The sequence below is a fragment of the Mucilaginibacter sp. OK098 genome, assembly GCF_900142915.1.
Taxonomy (GTDB): Bacteria; Bacteroidota; Bacteroidia; order Sphingobacteriales; family Sphingobacteriaceae; genus Mucilaginibacter.
In genome coordinates this window covers 1-19,267 of the sequence record NZ_FRCM01000003.1, presented here as the reverse complement: position 1 = coordinate 19,267, position 19,267 = coordinate 1, and the positions used below count along the sequence as shown (strand labels likewise).

At 43.8% G+C, this 19,267-nt stretch carries 12 protein-coding genes and 2 pseudogenes; 4 read left to right on the top strand and 10 right to left on the bottom strand.

What is annotated here, in order from left to right:
• Positions 1-175: 175 nt before the first annotated feature.
• Positions 176-3,115, top strand: coding sequence for an outer membrane beta-barrel protein (locus BUE31_RS10445; RefSeq protein ID WP_159440659.1), 2,940 nt, complete (start codon positions 176-178; stop codon positions 3,113-3,115).
• 201 nt (positions 3,116-3,316) lie between these two features.
• On the opposite strand, the gene BUE31_RS10440 is transcribed toward BUE31_RS10445, so the two are convergent.
• The 5 genes and pseudogenes from BUE31_RS10440 to BUE31_RS10420 form a co-directional block, all read right to left on the bottom strand.
• Positions 3,317-3,685 (bottom strand): response regulator, encoded by a 369-nt coding sequence (locus BUE31_RS10440; protein WP_073403196.1) that lies wholly within the window; start codon positions 3,683-3,685, stop codon positions 3,317-3,319.
• A gap of 266 nt (positions 3,686-3,951) precedes the next feature.
• Positions 3,952-4,362 carry a protease inhibitor I42 family protein gene (locus BUE31_RS10435; protein WP_073403194.1) on the bottom strand — a complete coding sequence of 137 codons (411 nt, stop codon included), beginning with the start codon at positions 4,360-4,362 and terminating at the stop codon, positions 3,952-3,954.
• Between the two features lie 182 nt (positions 4,363-4,544).
• Positions 4,545-4,958, bottom strand: a complete 414-nt coding sequence (locus BUE31_RS10430) for a response regulator (protein WP_143167089.1) — start codon at positions 4,956-4,958, stop codon at positions 4,545-4,547.
• A 206-nt stretch (positions 4,959-5,164) separates the two neighbouring features.
• On the bottom strand, positions 5,165-6,046 hold the full coding sequence (locus tag BUE31_RS10425) for a glycosyltransferase family protein (protein ID WP_073403191.1): 882 nt from the start codon (positions 6,044-6,046) through the stop codon (positions 5,165-5,167).
• A 168-nt stretch (positions 6,047-6,214) separates the two neighbouring features.
• Positions 6,215-6,703, bottom strand: a pseudogene (locus BUE31_RS10420) (ATP-binding protein); the annotation flags it as partial.
• Here BUE31_RS10420 and BUE31_RS31675 point away from each other — a divergent pair.
• From BUE31_RS31675 to BUE31_RS30690, 3 genes are all read left to right on the top strand, one after another.
• Positions 6,700-7,170, top strand: a complete 471-nt coding sequence (locus tag BUE31_RS31675) for a helix-turn-helix domain-containing protein (protein WP_083619672.1) — start codon at positions 6,700-6,702, stop codon at positions 7,168-7,170. The pseudogene BUE31_RS10420 and the gene BUE31_RS31675 overlap by 4 nt on opposite strands.
• Positions 7,167-7,655, top strand: a complete 489-nt coding sequence (locus BUE31_RS10410; protein ID WP_073403188.1) for a hypothetical protein — start codon at positions 7,167-7,169, stop codon at positions 7,653-7,655. The genes BUE31_RS31675 and BUE31_RS10410 overlap by 4 nt, the downstream gene beginning before the upstream one ends.
• 164 nt (positions 7,656-7,819) lie before the next feature.
• Positions 7,820-9,367 carry an IS630 family transposase gene (locus tag BUE31_RS30690; protein ID WP_143167088.1) on the top strand — a complete coding sequence of 516 codons (1,548 nt, stop codon included), beginning with the start codon at positions 7,820-7,822 and terminating at the stop codon, positions 9,365-9,367.
• A 35-nt stretch (positions 9,368-9,402) separates the two neighbouring features.
• Here BUE31_RS30690 and BUE31_RS10400 read toward each other — a convergent pair whose 3' ends face one another.
• From BUE31_RS10400 to BUE31_RS30995, 5 genes and pseudogenes are all read right to left on the bottom strand, one after another.
• Complete coding sequence (locus tag BUE31_RS10400) at positions 9,403-9,945, bottom strand: hypothetical protein (RefSeq protein WP_143167087.1); 543 nt, start codon at positions 9,943-9,945, stop codon at positions 9,403-9,405.
• A 70-nt stretch (positions 9,946-10,015) separates the two neighbouring features.
• A complete protein-coding gene (locus BUE31_RS10395; protein WP_073403185.1) occupies positions 10,016-10,624 on the bottom strand; it encodes a hypothetical protein in 609 nt (202 codons plus the stop codon).
• A gap of 3 nt (positions 10,625-10,627) precedes the next feature.
• Positions 10,628-14,338, bottom strand: a complete 3,711-nt coding sequence (locus tag BUE31_RS10390; RefSeq protein WP_073403183.1) for a DUF6443 domain-containing protein — start codon at positions 14,336-14,338, stop codon at positions 10,628-10,630.
• Positions 14,339-14,347: 9 nt separating this feature from the next.
• Positions 14,348-18,169: a DUF5977 domain-containing protein gene (locus tag BUE31_RS10385; protein WP_073403181.1), complete on the bottom strand. Its 3,822-nt coding sequence runs from the start codon at positions 18,167-18,169 to the stop codon at positions 14,348-14,350.
• 33 nt (positions 18,170-18,202) lie between these two features.
• Positions 18,203-19,267 (bottom strand): annotated as a pseudogene (locus tag BUE31_RS30995) (hypothetical protein); the annotation flags it as partial.

Here is a 19,267-nt window from a genome sequence, read left to right as displayed (position 1 = left end):
TAATTCATATTCGGCAAATATAAAGCTCCCTGGTAATCAGGGGGCTTTTTCTGCTTATATGTAACAATGATATGATTATTAATTATTTAGCAATTTTAATCGAACATTTGTATTCAATTAGTGTCTTAAGGTATTATTTAGATATTATTAACCCCTGATGTCCATTAAAATTAAAATGAAATCTTTATTATTTGCATTAACAATTACCTTTTTTACAATTACTTACTCCTTTGCTCAAAGCGGGCGCGAGGTGCATGGAACCATTATTGATTCAACAAAACTATCTGTTCCATCGGCCAATATTAAATTAATATCTGATAAAGGTGACAGTACAATATCTATTGCTGATGTAAATGGAAAATTTACTTTTCAGGGCATTAAGGGCACTAAATTAACCATCACGATAACTTCAATTGGCTATCAAAGTCTTAAGCGGCATTATACGTTGGATAACACCAATACACCATCTGATTTAGGCACCATCATTTTAAAAACCGAATCAAAAATGCTGAACGAGGTCACCATTGTTGGCGTTGTTCCTGTTACATTAAAAGAAGATACAGTTCAATACCAGGCAAGCGCTTATAAAGTGCGTGAAAATGCACCTGCAGAAGACCTGATCAAAAAATTGCCGGGTGTTGATGTGGATGTTAACGGGAATATCACAACGCAGGGAAAACAAGTTACCAAGGTAAGGATAAACGGAAAGGATTTTATGGGCGGCGATGTGCAAAGCGCCACCAAGAACCTTCCTGCAGATGTTATCGAAAATATCCAAATGATTGATGATTATGGCGATCAGGCCAACCTCACAGGCGTTAAAACCGGTGAGCCTGATAAAATCATGAACATTACCATCCGCAAGGATAAAAACTATGGCTATTTTGGCCAGGCAACAGCCGGCGACGGGGAAGATGTATTGCCTAAAGACCAGGGCATTCCTGATAAGAATCGTTATTTAGGCTCTGTTAACATTTTTAAATTTAGCGGAAATCAGCAGATTGCCGTTTTGGGAAGTATTAATAATACAAATGTAAATACCTTTTCTTTTGGCACTCCGGCCGGTGGTGGCGGTGGTTTTGGCGGCGGTGGCGGTCGTGGAAACGCAGGCAGAGGCGGTGGTGGTGGCGGTGGAAATACCGGGAGCCTTACTACTTCGCAACTTGGTACCACTACTGCACATTCTATAGGAGCCAACTTTCGCGATCAGTGGGGAAAAGCATTATCTGTTTATGGCAGCTATAGTTTTGGCGATAATACTATAAATACCCTGACGAATAATTTGCAGCAAAATACATCGCCGGTAAGACCTACCCTGCAACAGCAGCAAACAGACGAGACCGACCGGAATATTAATCACCGCTTTACCTGGAATATGGAGTACAAGCCGGATACCATTAATTATTTAAAGATTACGCCAACATTTTCATACGCAGGTACCAATACCAATGAATTTGAAAATTCTAATTTTTTAAGAAATAACGTAACTACATCAGCCTATACATCAACTACAACCGGCAACTCGCAGGCGCCAACATATGGCCTTATCGCTTTATACAATCACAGGTTTAAACATCGCCGTAATTTAAGCGTGAATGCAACGTTCAGCGCGGGTAAAAGCAATGCCTTTCAAAATCCTATATATGATTTTACCGCAGGGTTTCCAACCGCCCCGGCTAACCAGATTATAAATACCGATAGCCATACAACAAGTTATGGCATAAACTTCTCTTATCTTGAACCATTGGGTAAGCGCTCGTACCTGGAGTTAAACTATGCCTTTAACCGTACCAATACCAATAATAACAAGGCAACAGATACTTTATACGACCCTGTAAACTATCTTTTTAGAAGCGATAGCGCATTAAGCACCCGTTATAATTACAATTTTACAACAAACAAGGTTGGCGTAAACTATCGTTTTATCGAAAAGAAATATAATTATACCCTGGGTGTAGGCATACAACCGTCTGTTTTAGATGGAATAGCACTGATAACTGGCATTTCTACACATGAATCAACATTTAATATTGTTCCCTCAGCAAGGTTTGCGTATAACTTCTCAAGAAGCAAGGCATTCAGCGTAAATTACAACGGATCAAGCAGTCAACCAAGCTTTACGCAGTTGCAGCCTGTTGTTGATTTTTCAAACGCGCTTTACCCTACTGAAGGTAACCCTAATTTGAAGCCGCAATTCACCAATAACTTCTCTATCAGGTATAATAATTTCAGCTTTGCCACCGGTGATGTGTTTTTTGTGAACTTAAGCGCCTCATCTATTCAAAACCAGGTGGTAACGAATACAATTACTTACCCTTCAAAATACGCGCCGGATAAAAGATTCCAAAATACTATATTAACCCAATATTTAAACGCAGATGGTTATTATACGGTTAACGGCCGGGTAACCTATTCAAAACCCTGGGAAAACCGTAAGTATACATTAACGCTTGCAGGTGTATTGGCATACAACAACAATATTGGCTACTTAACTAATGTTGATTCCGTAACTTTTGCCCAGGATATGCAAAAAAATATTGCCAAAAACTTGCAGTTTACGCCTTCAATAGCATTCAGGGTTGATATTACAGATCACATTGATGCGCAGATCCTCACTAACTATGTTATTAACCGAACAAGCAACTCGGTACAAAACAACTTTACAAACGGCACCTCGAATGTAAGGACCTGGAATAGCGGCATAACCGGTAAGAATTACTTCGGCGACTGGACCATTAGCTACGATTTTAGCAGAGCAGTTAATTATGGCTATGCTTCTAATATTAAAGTAACCAATCCAAATATTTTAAACATGTATGTTGAACGAAGGTTTATGAAAGATCATCGTGGAGCTATTCGTTTATCGGCCTTTGACTTGTTTAATGAAAATGCAGCTTATTCATCAACCACAACCGCAAGTGCCATTACACAAACACAAACTAATAAATTGTCGCGCTACTACCTGGCAACATTTACCCTGCGCTTACAAAAATTTGCAGGTAAATCACCGTTGCAGGGCGACCCGGCTTCACGCGGATTTAGAGGCGATGGTGGCGGTCATCGTGATGGTGGCGGTGGCCCTCCGGGCGGTGGTCCGGGTAACGGCCCTGAGTAAAGAGCCGGGAAGGCAGAGGCAAGAAAATAAGAGTCAGGAATCAAGAAGCAAGAGTCAGGAAAGTAAAGAAGCCGGTTAAATTTAAGTTAACCGGCTTCTTTATTATTCAAAATCTTGTTGTTTCTTGATTCCTGGCTCTTGATTTCTTGTCTCTTTACTTTATCTTCTTGATTCCTGACTCTTGATTTCTTGCCTCTTTATCTATATCAATACCGTATTAATAACGCGTTCAAGCTCTTCCAGATCAAAGGGTTTGGCCAGGTAAGTTTCAGCGCCGGCGTGAGTAGCCAGTAACTCAATATCACTGTTAGCCGAAAAATAAATAATAGGAATGCCTTTCAGGCTTTCGTTTTGTTTGAGCTTTTGAGTTGCGATAATACCACCATCATCAGGGATCCAATTATCCATCAGGATCACATCAGGCATAATATTCGAAACTTTTTCAATTATATTATTACAATCGGCAAAAGCGGTTACTTTCCAACCCTGTTCTTCTAAAATAAAACTACAGATAGAAAGAATATCTTCATCATCATCAAAAATAATAATCTTTTTGTCGCGGTTATCCATGAGCTTAGTGCTGTGTGAAGCTATATATTCCTACCAATAAAAACAAGCATTTTCTTATTAATAAATTAAATTTATAAATAGGTTATTCGGGGATGCCTTTTAGATCGCTAAACAACCTGTTTATATGGGGTTGAAGCGTATGGAGGGCATGTTTTAATAGCGGGATGCGATCTGAAATGTGATGAAAATGAGGCCAATTATAAGCAGGGCCAGGGGTATAATATGTTTAGTATTACCCTGGTTTTATCCCTAACAGGGTTGTTTATTTAATTCACAGCAACATTTCCCGAAAACATAACTACAGGGTTTGCTTTATCGAATGGCCTGGTAGCGGTTACGCTTAATGTACTGCTTCCGCTTTTCAGGGCTTTAAATTCCCATGCATCTTTACCAAAATCGCCCAGTGCGCCTGATATTGGCGCTATGTGTACATGATTGATAAGACTTAACACTGCCGAATTATATTGCGGATTATCAAAAGTATACCCGCCATCGCCGGGGTTACCCAGGGTTAACTTTAAAGACTGCCCTGCAGATACATTTATGGTTTTACCATTTTCGGTATCATCAGCCAGTACCATTTGCCTGCTTGTATTGTCAGTGCCTTTTTTGCATGCTGAAATACAGACTGCAAATGCAATAAAAGATATTAAAACAAAGGTTAATTTACTTTTCATGGTTTAAGACCTGATTAAAAATGGCAAAGCTAATCTGATATATGAACAATACGAAGTATTGAGCCGGTATGCTACAGCAAATTAAATACAAATCTTAAAATCAGGAGCAGCTATATAATAGATTTAAGTATCTTCTTATCCTGGTTCCCGACCCTTGATCTATTGGATGCTGATATCTGCATTCAACTTGCATCCCGCTTTATTGATTGATATAAAGTGTGCAGGTTAAGCAAAGTTTCCATTTTTACAGGTTTACAGATACAAGCCTTTACAAAAGCATATTTTTTTGGAAGCAGCCTGTCTTTAGGATCAATTGAGGAAGAAATAATATATATATCTATAGCTTTTTTTATTTGTTTATAGATCCGTTCAAAGCTATTGAGAAAGTCCCAGCCGCTAAAACCCGGCATATTCAGATCAAGAAAAACAACATCGGGCAATAAATCGGGTATTAAGTAATGGCGTTCAAAAAGATCCATGCTTTGTCGCGCGTCTAAACTGTGTGAAGCAGCAGGGAACAAGTGGAATTTGTCAAACATCTTTTGCATTATAATGTGCTCAATCGGATTGTCGTCTATCATTAGAAAGTTAATCATTTCCGTGGTATTTAAGTGGATTAGGGAATGAACAACCTGCAAAATGCATTCCAGTAATTGGTTGAAAACTAATAAATTAGCATTTAAACACCAGGAGGGCAGATTACAGCCCGATTTAAAAGCTTGATAACAAGTTAAGCTTTTGCAGTTAAATGATACTAACCAGCGAATAAGTGAATAGAAAAGAGTACACCTTTCAGGAATAATTACCTTTTTACAATTTTATAATTGCGGTATTCACCAATGCTCCAGCCTGTAAGGTCTAAAATTGTTTGCAGAAATCTTCTTCTCAGTGTATAGTGTTTTTGAAGCGGCTTGTTGCTAAAATCAAGTTCCCAGTTTGTTTGTTCTATTCTTTTTAGCATCACTGCAGGGTGGGTGTCTTTAAAGCGATTAATGCGGTCGGCGTTTCCATAATCAAATTCAAAGGTGTCGGTCATGTGGGCGGCATTCCATGCCTCGTCGTGGTAAAATTTATTATAATTTCTTGCCTTGTTAGTTAGCCCTTGTGGTGGTTTGGCCCAGCCGTAGTGATATACATAAGCGTCAATAAGCTTAACGTTTGGCTTTCTGTCGTCTATCCTAAAGCCCTGTGCATCTTTGTACGACCGTGTCCCCTTAATATTCTTTACCAATCTTATTTCACGCCGGTACCAGCGCCTTGTATCACCATAATAATCGTATGATCCGTAAAAGTGCACGTATTTAAATAAAAGCCCTTCTATTTTAGGGCTCCTCAAATTGTCCTCCATCTCCTTTCTTATAAGCGGAAGATATTTTTCATGAATCACCTCATCGCCCTGGATATAGAAGGCCCAGTCTGAATCTGCTGCAATGGCATCCAATGCCTTGTTGGTTTCAATCGCAAATACTTTCCCGCCTGCTCTTAGTGAATCATCCCAAACCGTATCAATAATTCTGATTTTTGGCGAATTGATCCCCTCAATTAATTGCCTTGTATCATCTTCCGAATTTCCAACAGCTACAACAAATTCATCACATAATGGCAAAATTGAAGTGATGGCTTCTACAATGGGGTAGTCGTTTTTAACAGCGTTTCTTATAAAGGTAAATCCGGATACTTTCATGTTTTATGTAGTTTAATTTCTGCCGCAAGCTCTTAGCTCACGGGTATGCATTGATACAGTTTTCAACTGCATAGTTATACTGAATTTTACAAAAATTGAAAGCTAAAAGCTTCCCATATACTTAGATAAAATTGATTAACGAATGTTAAACTTTTTGCACCTACAATCTTATCCAGCCCATCCCTCTCTGTCCAAGCTCCTGAAGTTTATTGCCTCTGCCAAATGCTCAAGTGCTATTTCCTCGCTCCCTGCCAGGTCGGCAATAGTGCGCGATACTTTCAGGATGCGATCATATGCCCGTGCAGATAAACCCAGTTTCTCCATTGCCCTTTTTAGTAAGGCCTGCCCGGCTTCACTTATTTTGCAAATGTCGCGCACCATTTGGGGGCTCATTTGCGCGTTGGCATGCAATTCGGGTTTGTTGCCGAAACGTTCAGCCTGTACATCGCGGGCCTTTATCACACGATCACGGATAAACTCACTTTTTTCAGCAAGACGATCAGAGGCCAGCTCGGTAAAGTTTACGGGTGTTACCTCCACATGCAGGTCGATACGGTCTAACAGCGGCCCGGAAATTTTGCTTAAATATTTTTGTACTACTCCCGGCGGACAAATGCAGTCCTTCTCCGGATGGTTAAAATAACCACAAGGACATGGTGGTGAGAAGTATTCTCCCATACCGCAAGGTTGTCCAGAAGCCGCCGCGTATACCATTGCCGAAATTACTTAATACCCTCGGAGACCATATCCGCCGCGCGCGGCTTCAACGGGGGCTCCTGCAAAGGGACGTGGCGAATATAGTCAATGTGTCGGAGGATTCGGTAACGTACTGGGAAAATGACCGGGCCAAGCCCCAAGTCCAGCACTACCGCTCCATCATCCTGTTTTTGGGATACTATCCCTTCGCCCACGAAACGGAAAGCATTGCAGGCAAACTAAAGCAGCTGCGCTATTGCATGGGGCTATCCTATGAGGAATGCGGGGAACTCTTCGCCGTCCATGCCACAACGGTGTGGGCCTGGGAACTGAAGCGCAATACCCCGTCGCCCCACAGGCAATCCCTCATCCTCGCGCGGTGGGAATCGCTTCCTGAATTCGTTAAAATCCAAACTCCATTAATATGAAAGAAACAGCAACACCTAGCCTTTCCGCCTACAATGTCGCGGTACACCAGGCCTATGGAAGAATCCTGAAAGACGCAAAGCAGCTCCTCGCCTCCCTGGAGCAGGAGGAGCTGCGCTTTACCCTGGAACGCACGGAGCGGAGCAGGAAGCCCAACGCCGTGATACACGAGCTGATCACCCCCTTGCTTTACTTGCGGCTGGACTGTTCCCCGGAAGCCGGTATGACCATCCACTTTGGCATCGAGCATGTCGACAAATCACCCGACCTCGGCCTGATAACATCGACCTTCTTGCGGGTACTATACAAAGAAACCGCTAAGGAGAAAGCTGGCATTGATATCGAGGATTGTGTCAAAACTGATTGGTTTATCAAGAGTTGCTCTGAAATGTTTGAGTACGTTGAGGAACGAAACAAGTACCACACCTTCAAGCAACTCAAGTACAAGCGCGCACCGCAGCAAAAAAACGTGCTGGCGGTGGCGTAACAAGCAATACCGCTCATTGGGCGGTATTTTTATATGCTGATACGTAATAATGCTTCGAGTGAAAGATTACAAGTCTAATTTTTTTGAATTTGTAACTGGCCATGTGTTTAATACTAAACATTTTATACGCTGATTCGTTTAGTTGAAGCGTAACTATCATTCATATGCACCGTTACCAGCTTTCCATTGACAAGGCTGACATCCTGCGTCGGCGGTTTATTGATGGCGAATACCACTCCTGGCTGCTCGCCAAGGAACTTCGGGTATCTACCATTACGACATGGCGGTACAAGCGCGAATTTGAGCGCATAAGGGCCGAATATCCGGACCGTCTGAACGACTTCGGGTTTTACCCGGGCGAACCGCCGCGGCCCCACTGGGAGACGCCAAAGTACCGGCAACTCGCCTTGATCCTACCGGCCTTGCTTGCCGACGAGCAGACCCCGACGCTGCAAACAAGCTCGATCTTCAAAAAATACCTGTCGCTGAGCTCAGACCGCTATACCTGGCGCACCTTTAAAGCCGTCTTTGTAAGGTGGGTCAGGGAGCACGTCACACCAACGCCCCGGAAACTGCTTGATCACATTGCAGCGGAAGACTTAATCGTGCTAACAAAATGGCGCAACTCGAACGATCACCGGCACTGGCAGATTGCCAAGTCCCTTGAAATGGCGCAGCAGGGCGCGTCCCGAAAGGAAATCATCGAAAAAGTGGAGACCATATACAAGACGCTGAACCAGTGGCTGGCCGGATACAAGGCCAAGGGCATGAAAGCGTTTGAAACCGCTGCCCATGTCAAGCGCAAGGACTATGTCCCTCTGATCAGGGAAAGGAAGGAAAGGCTGCTTCGGCTGATTCATGAAACACCGAAGCTGCACGGTCTGAACCGGACCAGCTGGAGCCTCACGGCGCTGACGCTTGTTTACAACAGGCTTTACACCCCCAGGGTTAACTATTGGCAAATTTGCCGCTGCGTCACGCAAATGGGATACGGGTACAAGAAATCAAGAGAGATGCTGACCAGTCCCGATCCAAAGTTTCGGGAGAAGATCAAGAAGATACAGGCTATCCTGCGGAAGCTGCAGCCCAATGAAAAATTCTTTTCCATAGACGAGTACGGCCCGGTGTCAATAAAAATCAAGGGAGGCCGCACGTTAAAACATGAAAGAGAAAGCCAGGACGTTATTCCCGAAAAGCAAAAGGCTAAAGGGTTCTTAATATGCACTGCGGCATTGGAGCTGTCTGCCAACCAGGTGACTCATTTCTTTTCGACTAAGAAAAACACCTTTGAAATGATAAAGCTTATTGATGTTCTTCTAAATCAATATCATGACCAGGCAAGACTATACCTTTGCTGGGATGCGGTAAGCTGGCACAATTCCAAGATACTGAAGAATTACATTGAGGACCACAACAAGACCAGCAAGCCGGAGATCAAGCTTGCCCCGCTGCCTGCCTGCACGCAATTTCTCAATGTGATTGAATCGGTCTTTGCAGGGATGGCGAAAGCGGTCATTCACAATAGCAACTACGATTCCGCTGACGAGTGCAAGCAGGCCATCAGCCTCCATTTTGACGCCCGCAACCGGGACTTCAAGGCCAATCCCAAGCGCGCGGGACGCAAGATATGGGGCAAGGAAATCGTCAGAGCAAAGTTCAGCGAAAACCAGAATTGCAGAAACAGGGGCGCTATGCGCGGTGCGAAACTATAGGCATTTCATTCGATTTTTTTCCACAAGCTATTTCTTTACTGTGTTAAATTTGAATTACTGTCTTTATTTAGATTTAATTTGGAAAGCCGTAGTATTTTCAATAATTGACTTTTTCCATTTTTTGAGAATCCCACGAGGCTGTAATTCTTGGGAGATAAGGATTTCTGCTCGTCAATTACCGGATTTGAATACAAATTCCCGCACGTAAAGCTAAAATTCACATAGCCAATTACAGCATCACTTTTGCTAAAAAGCACTATCGCGTAGTCGGTAGAAAAGCAGTCGTATTTTAAAAAGCCATAAGTGCCTTTTGACCGTAAAATCCCAACGATCTTCCTGCTATCAGTAGAGCTGATGGTTTTTACGAGCCTGAAGCAAGACGATAATTTGTTTTTGTCAATTACTGAACCGCTTTTTTGATCGTTGCACTCTTCAGTTTCGTTAGTCTTCTTAAAAAGCTTAGCGTATTTTGTACCACGAATCGTTATATCAGGTCTTATATCATATTTGATTTGTTGACCCAAGCATAAACCTACGTTCAACATGCTGAGAGCGAGTGCTAAAAAAAAGTTTTTCATCAATACGACTTCTATTTATATTTCCATCTTGATATTCATACAAGGGGGGAAATGATAAATTTCCAAAGCTTCAATGGTAAGGCATTTTAGTTACATCATTCACTTTTTTTAATTCAATTTCAAGCTTATCTGCAGCGCTCCTGACAATTTCATTTATTTCATTGAAAGTTTCAAAACTATAAAAATATATATTCCAATCAGAATATGCCCAAACTATAAACTTTAAGTTTTTAGAGATACAATAATCTGTAAACTCTTTAGTATACATTCCCGAATTAGAATTAAACCATTTCTTAATAACAGGTTCTGTCAGTGTTTCAATAGGCTTGTTATATCTTTGAAGAAGGAGGTTTTTTTTCTCCTTTTCTTTAAATAAAACGAGGGCGTCATATTCATTTTTTAATTCCTCAATGTTATCAAAAAATGTTATTCCTTTTAAATTATGAATATGCTTTTCTATGTCGTTATCTACATAAACTAAACTCGGGAACAATATTGTGAATGAATTTTGCAGTAAAGTTTTTACGAAGACCAAGGCCATTTCACCATTATTGAATCCTAAGGATCTATCCGGCAATCTCCATACAAAATCATTTATATTATAATCAATAGGAACTTCGAACTTTTCTTTTATCCAAAGTTCGTTGTCTTCACGACATGTGTAAATAGTTGGTTTCATATATTAGTTATTATCATAAGGGAAGACCCGTTCTTCACCTTGACGGTTAGTGGAATGAATATGTGGATATTTATGATAATCTGGGATACCATCTTCTAATGAATCTGGATGGCCATCAGGATCGTCTCTCCAAAAATTTCCGCCAATTGTATCTTGGCGACCGACTTTGTTTGCTCCTCTTGCTTTCATCTCTTCCCAGTTTCGCCCTCGGCTACTTGGTCTTGTTACATCCATCGGAAGATCTTGTCCTGTTTTTCTTGACACTTGGGCATGGTCTTTCGCTCGTCTTAAGGCTTCTTGACGCGAAGGTAAGGGTAATTGAATGTCCTGGGGCGAGAATTGATCAGAATGATGCTTTACCAAATCATTCAGTGCCGCATCTGCAGTAAGAATAAACGCCACCGAGCCAATAAAAGCGCCAACCTCCACGAAAGGTCCTTTCGTGTCAGCCATGGCAGTCATGGCAAAAGCCGATCCGCCTGCCATTGTCGCCTTAGCATGCTCTACGTTCCTTTTTGCCGCAGCCTGGTTATTCCTGTTGTAGAAGATAAATATATAATCATGTGTCCGACTGGCTCCGAACAGCCTAAAGGCTTCATTGTCTTCACCCGACCCATCCTGCCCATCGCTTACGTGGACATTCCTATCATGCGTGTACTTTAAATAATTGTAAAAGTCCTGAATCTCGTCAGGGTCATTGGTAGTCCATCCGCTGTACGTCTGGGTCCATAGCCCATAGGGATCGGTGTTAAGCACCGGATTGTTTTCTGCGTAGCCATAGGGAGAAACAGAATCATAGTCATCAGACAAAAGGTCAGGGCTGGTCCACCTTGCAATTACCGGATCATAGAAACGGGCTCCGTAATCATACTGGTTTAAATTGCTTTCGTCCTGTATTTCCTTTCCATTATATAAATACTTATTATTTGAGGAATTATCATAGTTAGTTACATTCAGGCCGAATGCATAATATTCCTGATCCTGTATATTGGTAGCAGAGGTGGCAGTTTTCTTTTGTATCACTACCCTTATGTTACCAAGGTGGTCTTTTAGGTCATATTGGTAAGATGGGGCGCCGTTGTTAACATACCGGCCTTCATCTGTTGCGATAAAGTCGATCACTCCATTTTTATATTGTATCCCTGAAATGTAGTCTGTAGTCCCGGACAATGCGCTTATTTTCCTTAGTTTATTTCCATATGAATCGTAAACATAAGTATTAAATGCCGTGCCGTTTTGCATTGCGTGGTTTGGAAGATTGAGCAAGTTATAATCAAAGCTATAAGACCCACTTGACGTTGTATTTCCGTTAGCGTCATACGCAAAAGATCTGTAGGCAGAGCCATTGTTGCTTACGGTATTTAGCTGATTGCCCGTGTAGCTGCTGTAGTTAAATGTTCCGCTATAAACGTAAGGAAGCGCACCGTTGTTTCCTCTTTGAAGGCTTAAAATATTTCCTGATGGATCGTAATTTATCGTTTCATCAAGGTTGCCTATATAATTAGTTCCCTGGTAATACTTTGAAGAAATCAACCTATTGCTGTTATCATATAAATATGAAAATCCTTTATTGGCAACGTTTGCAGAATTATACCAGGCCTCCGCTATAGCGCCGGTAAATGTCCCGACGGCCCCGGTAATAGCGCCCGATGGTGTGTCAAAGTATAATTTCTCATCAAAATTAGCCGAGGAGGTTTCCGCCATCCAGCCTCTGGGGTTGTAAGAACTGGTAACTGTCTCAATAAAGTTTGATCCACCATCTTCAGAATGTAATTTCTTTAAATAAGATTGCCCGACCTCATTGTAAATGTAATTGGCTAATAGGACGTTCACCCCTGCATCCACCTGCATAAAAGACTTGGTTTTTCGACCGATGTGGTCATATTTAAAACTATCCCTGACGGTGACATTTAACGTCAAAACATTGCCGGTCCCATTACTGTATTGCTTCCGTGTTGATGAAAGAACGTTTCCGGTAAAATCATATCTGTCGGTTATTTCATCGTAGTTATTAACGCTTACTATCCCTCCCAGGTAATGCTGCTGGAAGGATTTGTTAATCCTGTTTTGATCGTCATAGTAATTTTGCGTCCATAGTGCGTCCGTCGCGGAGCTTAATATTGATGTTTTGCTTGCGGTTTGCAATCCCCGGGTCATCGTGCTGCCAGACGAATAGGTGTACGGTAGAACCGGGTTATTCACATAATTGTCGTAATAATTTAAATATAGGGTAGAAGACCATGAGGTGGGCCAAGTTGTCGCAGAATAGCCATTTCCGCTCGTCGTTGGAGTTTCCCACTGATTGGTTTGAGCATCGACTAAATTTTGCAGCGTTAACCTATAATCAGTTCCAGGAACGCTTCCGGCGTATTGGTAAATACCTGAAAGAATTGACCTTCCAACCCCGTCGTATTTAATTATCGTCCACTCCTGTGGGCTTTTCGTACGCTGAACGGAATCCTGCGTGGCAACCACCTGATCTAGCTTATTATAAAGGGTCAACTCCCAACCTTTGCTCGGCGATTTTTTTCCAATTAACCGATTTCGCCCGTCGTACCTGTACTGATAACACCAAGTATCTAGATCTGCTTGAGTAACACCGTCATCCGGGGTTGCCCCTGTCGGCAAGACGTAAGTCAAATTCCCATAGTCATCATATACATAGTACGTGGATGAAATTTCAGTCTGACTGGTGCTGGTATTGTAGTTATAGGTACGCTTAAGTATGAGTTGCTGACTTTTATCTCTATATTCTTCAACGGTATTCCATTTTAAATTGGTTTGGGATGAAGACCAGTTTTGGTTTTTTGTAACCCTTACGTAAAGAGTGTTTGCAGGATAGCTTCCCAAATCTGATAATGTATTTTTATATAAATAATTGCCATCAACAGTGTACACATAATTTACCCCATAATTTTTTGCCCAAAAACCTGTTCCGCTTGTTAAGTTAGCAGCGTTATTCGATGCATACGCTATTTTGGCGGTGTGGCCGGCGTGGGGGTCGCCTGATGTGCCGGTGAGCTGCCATGAATCTCCATAGCTGCCTTGCTCAGTAGCCCTGTTTAAAGGGGATACTTCAAATCCCGTGGTTTCAAATGGGTATCCAGTACTTACGACTCCAGGAGCATTCCATGTACTGACATTGGAAGGGCTAGCATAAAAAGAGGCTTCATCCGCTATTGCGGTAGTTTTAAAACTACCGTCGCTTGAAACAGTTGGTAAGACGGAATAGGGCAAATACGTTGTTGACTCTCTATCAAATTGATCATACGACTTCGGCTGCACCAAATCCCGTTGTGTCGGACTGGCCTGAACATCGACAGTCTGAACAGGGCGTCCCAGCCCGTCAAAATATGCTATGGACTTGTTTACATTGGCGGTCGTGCTTAACGGCAATGTGCTAAGGTCGGTTACGGGTACGCGGGGGGAATAGGTAAGAACATAGTTCATGCTCTGACTTGGCGATACGATCTGTTGTATAAAAGCGCTGAATGGAGCAGTACTTCTGAAACCGGGGCTGAGCGTTACCCTGGTATCGCTTCCATGGTCTCCGGTAGTGTTCGGCGATGACAGTACAAGGGGGCCTCTTACAATTTGAGCTAGGGTGCATTCTCCGATTAGTGAAAAAGAAAGCAAAAGCACAATGCTCTTTGCGAAGCGGCTTCGCATTATGCTTATGAAAACGGCTGTTGAGGATCTGATTGTTTTTTTCATGACTTTCTATTATTGAATTGAAAGGCTAAGGTCAGAGCTTCCTGTAGATACATTTACGTTAGAAAACGTTGCCCGCGGCGCGACGATCGGTGCGCGCAGTCCCAGTATAAATGTACGGGACACAGTTGTTCCGTCAATGGTATACACGTCAACCGAATACGTGCCAGCAGGTATCGAAATTGATGAGGATCCCGGAACCAGGAAATTATAGGTATTGCTATAGCCCGGGCTTGAAAAACTGACCTGATATGCGCTGTTCGTTGTGTTGCTTAAATTAAAAGTTACATTCTGCAGGCAGGTACCGTTTGCATTCGCGTAATTTTGCCCGTTTGCGTCAACATCGGCCTGGGCCCGGTTGTCCGCGTCTTGCTGCGACATGGTAGACGTGTACTTGCCGGCAGCGACGTTGTAATTGACCGTAGAACCGGTATAGCCCCCGCTGCATACTTTTGTAAATGATCCGGATTTGGCCGCGCTGGAATACATAACAGTAACACCGCAACTTACAGACTGTCCGGCGTAATTGTAGCAGTAGGCCTTTAGGATATTGCGACTTTGGTCCCTAATGTCCAATAGGCGCTTTGAGCCGTCATACTCGTAGTAGGATATCTTCCCTCCTACATCGCTTTGGCTGGTGATGCCAACCAATGGCTCGTAGGTGTACGTTGTCATCTGGGCGTTATACGGATACAGCCGCAATTCATCGATGGTTCCCGTGCCCGATACTGTTATGGTGCCTCCCGATGGATTGGTAATGTCGTGCTCAAAGTACGTCCATCCACTGTAGGTGTAGCCCTGAACGGAAGTCGCGCTTCCGTTCACACTTTGCGCGCCATTCTTGCTCCAGTACGAGACGACGTAGTTTTGCGTGGCATTCAAGCTGTCCCGGTAAATATTGCCGCTGCCTAGCGCGTACGATTTCTTGCCGGTTGGGGCCGTGTTATCAGGCAGGTTGTTTCCCGAATACTTCCACCGGCCTTTTCCATCCGCCTCAAATGAGGTGTATGCGACGGAGGTGTACGGCGCGTTTTTTACCTCAGCGATGACATACTCCTTGTTATAGTCATATAGGTAGCTGTCGGTCAGTGTGTTTTTTGTATACTGGAAAATGTTGCCATTTGCCGGGTCAAAGCTGTCGTAACTGGTGGTTGTCGGCCGTGCCGCGTTCCCATTGCGTATATATACTATGTCCTGGCTTGGAACGAACAGGCTTCCGATCTGCTGGTAGCTTCTGGTGAAGTTAAAGATGGCCGAGCCATGAATGCCGCTTGACTTGACCACGGTAACAGGGTCCGAAAGGCGGTTCTGGGCGGTCATCGCGACTAAAACGGGATCGCTTGGATTGTTGTAAGGGTATGAAAACTGGGTGAATTCGTTAAAGGTTGAATTCGTCTTGGTGGTTGTAACCGGGAAATTATACTGTCCGTAAGAATAGCTCGTGGTTGTTGCAACGCTATCGGTGCCGAAATAATCAGTTTCCGTACTGCTGCCGAGCAGCGTTTCAAAATCAAAGATCGGATAGTAGCCGACCATAGCCTGGTTGCGGCCGGTTTGCTCCAACGTTGTACCGTTGTAGGTAACCAGGCTGGCATAGCCGAACACCCGGGCGCCATAATAGAGCGCGGAGTTGTCGTTGTAATAGGTATTTGATATGCCCTTTAATAAGGCATTGTTGCTATCGTACGTTTGTATAGATTTTATGGAGCCATTTTCAGGATACGAACGGTTCTTATAGGCAGGCATAGTGGGGCTGATTTGGTTGACCGTGCTCTCGCTTTCATACACAAGATCCTTGTTGTTGAAATAATTGGTTACCGTTTTTCCGTTCGTATTGTTGCTTGCATCAACGTCAGTTTTTGTCACCTGGTCATACCCAACGCCATTTATGGAGGCGAAGGGATTGGCCGAAAAGAATCCTGACATATTGCTTTCCTTTACGGTAAAGCTCTTAAACATATAGCCATTATTCCCCGGATTCGCGTTTCCGGGAGGTATGGTGGTATAGATGTAGGTCCGGAAAAAGTTCAGCGGCATAATGGCCAGGCCGCCGGAATACGTGTAATTGGTCTTTTTCAATTGGGTGCCAACTGCATCCAAAAAGGTCACCGACCCTATTCTGACGCCTAGTCCGGATGATAGGGTGTTGCTGCTGCTTGAATAGCCCGGCACCCAGTAGTTGTTGAACTGGTTCAACTCGTAAGAGAAATTAACCGATCCTCCGGTCGGGTATTGGATCTTTTGAAGGATGCCTGCCGTTGCGTACGTAATGTTCGCTGAATGGTTGTCGCCATTGTTGCCCCAGGCGGAATTGTCTATCCCCAACGCTGCATTGACGAATTGGGAGCCGTTTGGAACGGCCGTAGTATTTGCGGTTCGCCCATTGTAAAATCCCCAATAGTCGGTCGCGAAGCTGTTTTTGGCCGGAAGCTGAGTTGGGTTATAGGTAAAGGTGTGCGTTGCCCCGCTGTTATCCTGAAGCGACGATAATTGCAACCTATATAGTGGGGTACTGCCAAAATCAGTTGAATTGCCAAAGGTGAACGTATTGCCCCCGACTGAAGTGGCGTCAAAATAAGAATAGTTAAATAGGTAAGACTTAACCTGCTGTGAGGTTGATACCGACATGTTGTCAAGCTTCATGCCCCCCAGCATGTCATTCCTGTTTGAAAGGGTGAAATCAACTTCCCCTTTTGGGAAAACGATCGAGTTCAAATAGAAGTATCTTTCCTGCGAATAGGAGGCATTGTACAGCACTCCGTTCGTGGGAATGCGATCCACAAGGTTCCCATTATAACAGGAGTTGATCCAATCCCCAGCACGGTCAGATTGAGCTGATCCGGTCATCGGAGCTATTATCCCCTTTTGGGTAAATGTCGGATAGCAGCTGGATGGTGTCGTAGGAGGAGTGTTGTAATTGAACGTAATGACTTTTTTGTTTTTGGTAGTAATTTGGGTTAGCAGCCAGGTAATGGATGATGGCTGCAAGGTGGAACTGGTGCCATATCCGGTAACGTCCTGGGAGGAGGACGATGTAGAAACGGTGCTTTTGACCGCAAACGTAAATATTTCCCCCGAGGGAACCGTCACGGTAAAAAATCCTCCATCGCGGCTTATTTTATATCCTTTTTTGTCTAAGGCGACGAATTGATTTGAATCCCAATCAAAAATAAACTTGAAGGAGTGGCCAGGAAAGCTTGCAGTATAGATGTCAGGCTCCGAATCAATACTTAAGTAGTTGTGGTCGTCGAAGAAATTAGGGCTTGGCTGGATGTAGTTTCCATTGAAAGGCGCATAATCGGCGGTATATACGTACATGCCGTTGCCTATGACCACCGGGTTTATTGGCAGAGTGCCGCTGCAGGCATAGTTACAGATTAGGTTACCCCCGTTTGGATTGCAGTACTGGTACTTATAGGGAAATATGCTCGGCAGGCCCGACGTCTGAAAATCGGGGCGCATTCGGTTAAGTACGTTTCCATCGTCCTGGTCGTTGATCTGTTGGATGATGCTGCCTACCTGCAAGTCCCACCCCAGTCCCACCCAGCTGGCGTCCTGGTTTACCCGAATGCCGTTAGCCTGGTAGGTTAAGGTAAGGGGGACTTTAATGCCGTCCTCCTCTATTTCGTACAGCGGTATTGAAACGTTGGGCAGGCCGGTATACTCACTTACCGGCAACTCCGTGTACTTGGTGAACTGAAAAGCGGTTGGCGTAATGGGATGCAGATTGTCGACTATTGAATAGTTGTTCTGGCTTTGGGCAAACGCCGGGCTTGCTACAGAAAGTAGGGGCAGCGTAAGTATTGCTAGTAATCTGTTGGCATAAACCTTCATATGCATATGTAATTGGGTAACCTGTTTGGGGACTTATTTTATTGATGACTTTTTTGCTGCCTTTAGCTGTTTCGTTAAGAGATCAAGTCTTAAGTTAACCTCCTTATTTACTCGTTGTTGTTCTTCTAGTTGCTTATTCTGCTCTATCAAGTACAGCGTCAGCTCTTCCACTTTTTTCAATAGCGTCATGTTCATTTCGCCCAGGTTGATGCCACTCTTTTCTATTTCGGCAGCGGCAGGTACACCGGGCAGGTGGTGGTTTTTATCAGTGTAGGCTTTTATTTCAGCTAGTGTTTGCAGGTTATAGGCTTTATTAAAAACATAATCCGGTGCAGGGACTGTTGGATCAACTACAACTAAAGTGGAGTGAATGGTTCCGTTTACGGTCAGCTTCTGGTCGGGGATTGTTGTACCTATACCGACATTGCCACCTCGTAAAATGGTCATTTTTGTATCAAACGCGCCTGATGCGCTGGGGGCGGTATCAAAATACAGGTCGCCGCCACCACCTGATTCTACCCCTGCAACTATGCGGGCAACCCGGAAGGTTGATGGTGTTGTATTTGAATTGTAGTTAAACTGAATCCCAGCAGCATTTGCATATCCGGCACTGGCATTGTTTGATGCTACTACAATCCCTGCAACTCCTGTTGTGTTTCCAACAATCGATAGGTTTGCTCCGGGGCTCGTTGTTCCGATCCCAACATTACCGGCTGAATTGATCAGCATTCGCTGGTTCCCGATAGATGGGCCGCCTGTGGCAAAAGATATTACGCCGGCAGTGTTTTCAGCGGTAAGGAATAGCCCGCCCGCACCGGAACCGCGAACCATTGTACGATCGGGACCAAACAGCCCGGTTAAAAGCTGGCCGGCTCCCAGGTATTCCAGGCTTCCGAAAGTACCACCAGGTAATCCTGTTCCCGGTACTGACCCAACAATAAAGGACGCTTTTGCATTTGCGCCCGGGTCGTTGTTCACTACCGTTGAAATTGTGGGTCCGTTCGTGTTTTTCTGTACCTGCAGGAGTGATGATGCCGCAGGAGTAGCGGTTCCGATGCCAACATTAAAGCCAAGGTTTGCAGGAATTGGAATAATGCT

Coding starts and splice junctions, on each gene's coding strand:
- BUE31_RS10435 (WP_073403194.1), bottom strand. CDS start 4,362: ATGAAAAGTAAATTAACCTTTGTTTTAATATCTTTTATTGCATTTGCA.
- BUE31_RS10410 (WP_073403188.1), top strand. CDS start 7,167: ATGAAAGAAACAGCAACACCTAGCCTTTCCGCCTACAATGTCGCGGTA.
- BUE31_RS10430 (WP_143167089.1), bottom strand. CDS start 4,958: ATGATTAACTTTCTAATGATAGACGACAATCCGATTGAGCACATTATA.
- BUE31_RS10425 (WP_073403191.1), bottom strand. CDS start 6,046: ATGAAAGTATCCGGATTTACCTTTATAAGAAACGCTGTTAAAAACGAC.
- BUE31_RS10385 (WP_073403181.1), bottom strand. CDS start 18,169: ATGAAGGTTTATGCCAACAGATTACTAGCAATACTTACGCTGCCCCTA.
- BUE31_RS10390 (WP_073403183.1), bottom strand. CDS start 14,338: ATGAAAAAAACAATCAGATCCTCAACAGCCGTTTTCATAAGCATAATG.
- BUE31_RS31675 (WP_083619672.1), top strand. CDS start 6,700: ATGGTGGTGAGAAGTATTCTCCCATACCGCAAGGTTGTCCAGAAGCCG.
- BUE31_RS10400 (WP_143167087.1), bottom strand. CDS start 9,945: ATGAAAAACTTTTTTTTAGCACTCGCTCTCAGCATGTTGAACGTAGGT.
- BUE31_RS10395 (WP_073403185.1), bottom strand. CDS start 10,624: ATGAAACCAACTATTTACACATGTCGTGAAGACAACGAACTTTGGATA.
- BUE31_RS10445 (WP_159440659.1), top strand. CDS start 176: ATGAAATCTTTATTATTTGCATTAACAATTACCTTTTTTACAATTACT.
- BUE31_RS10440 (WP_073403196.1), bottom strand. CDS start 3,685: ATGGATAACCGCGACAAAAAGATTATTATTTTTGATGATGATGAAGAT.
- BUE31_RS30690 (WP_143167088.1), top strand. CDS start 7,820: ATGCACCGTTACCAGCTTTCCATTGACAAGGCTGACATCCTGCGTCGG.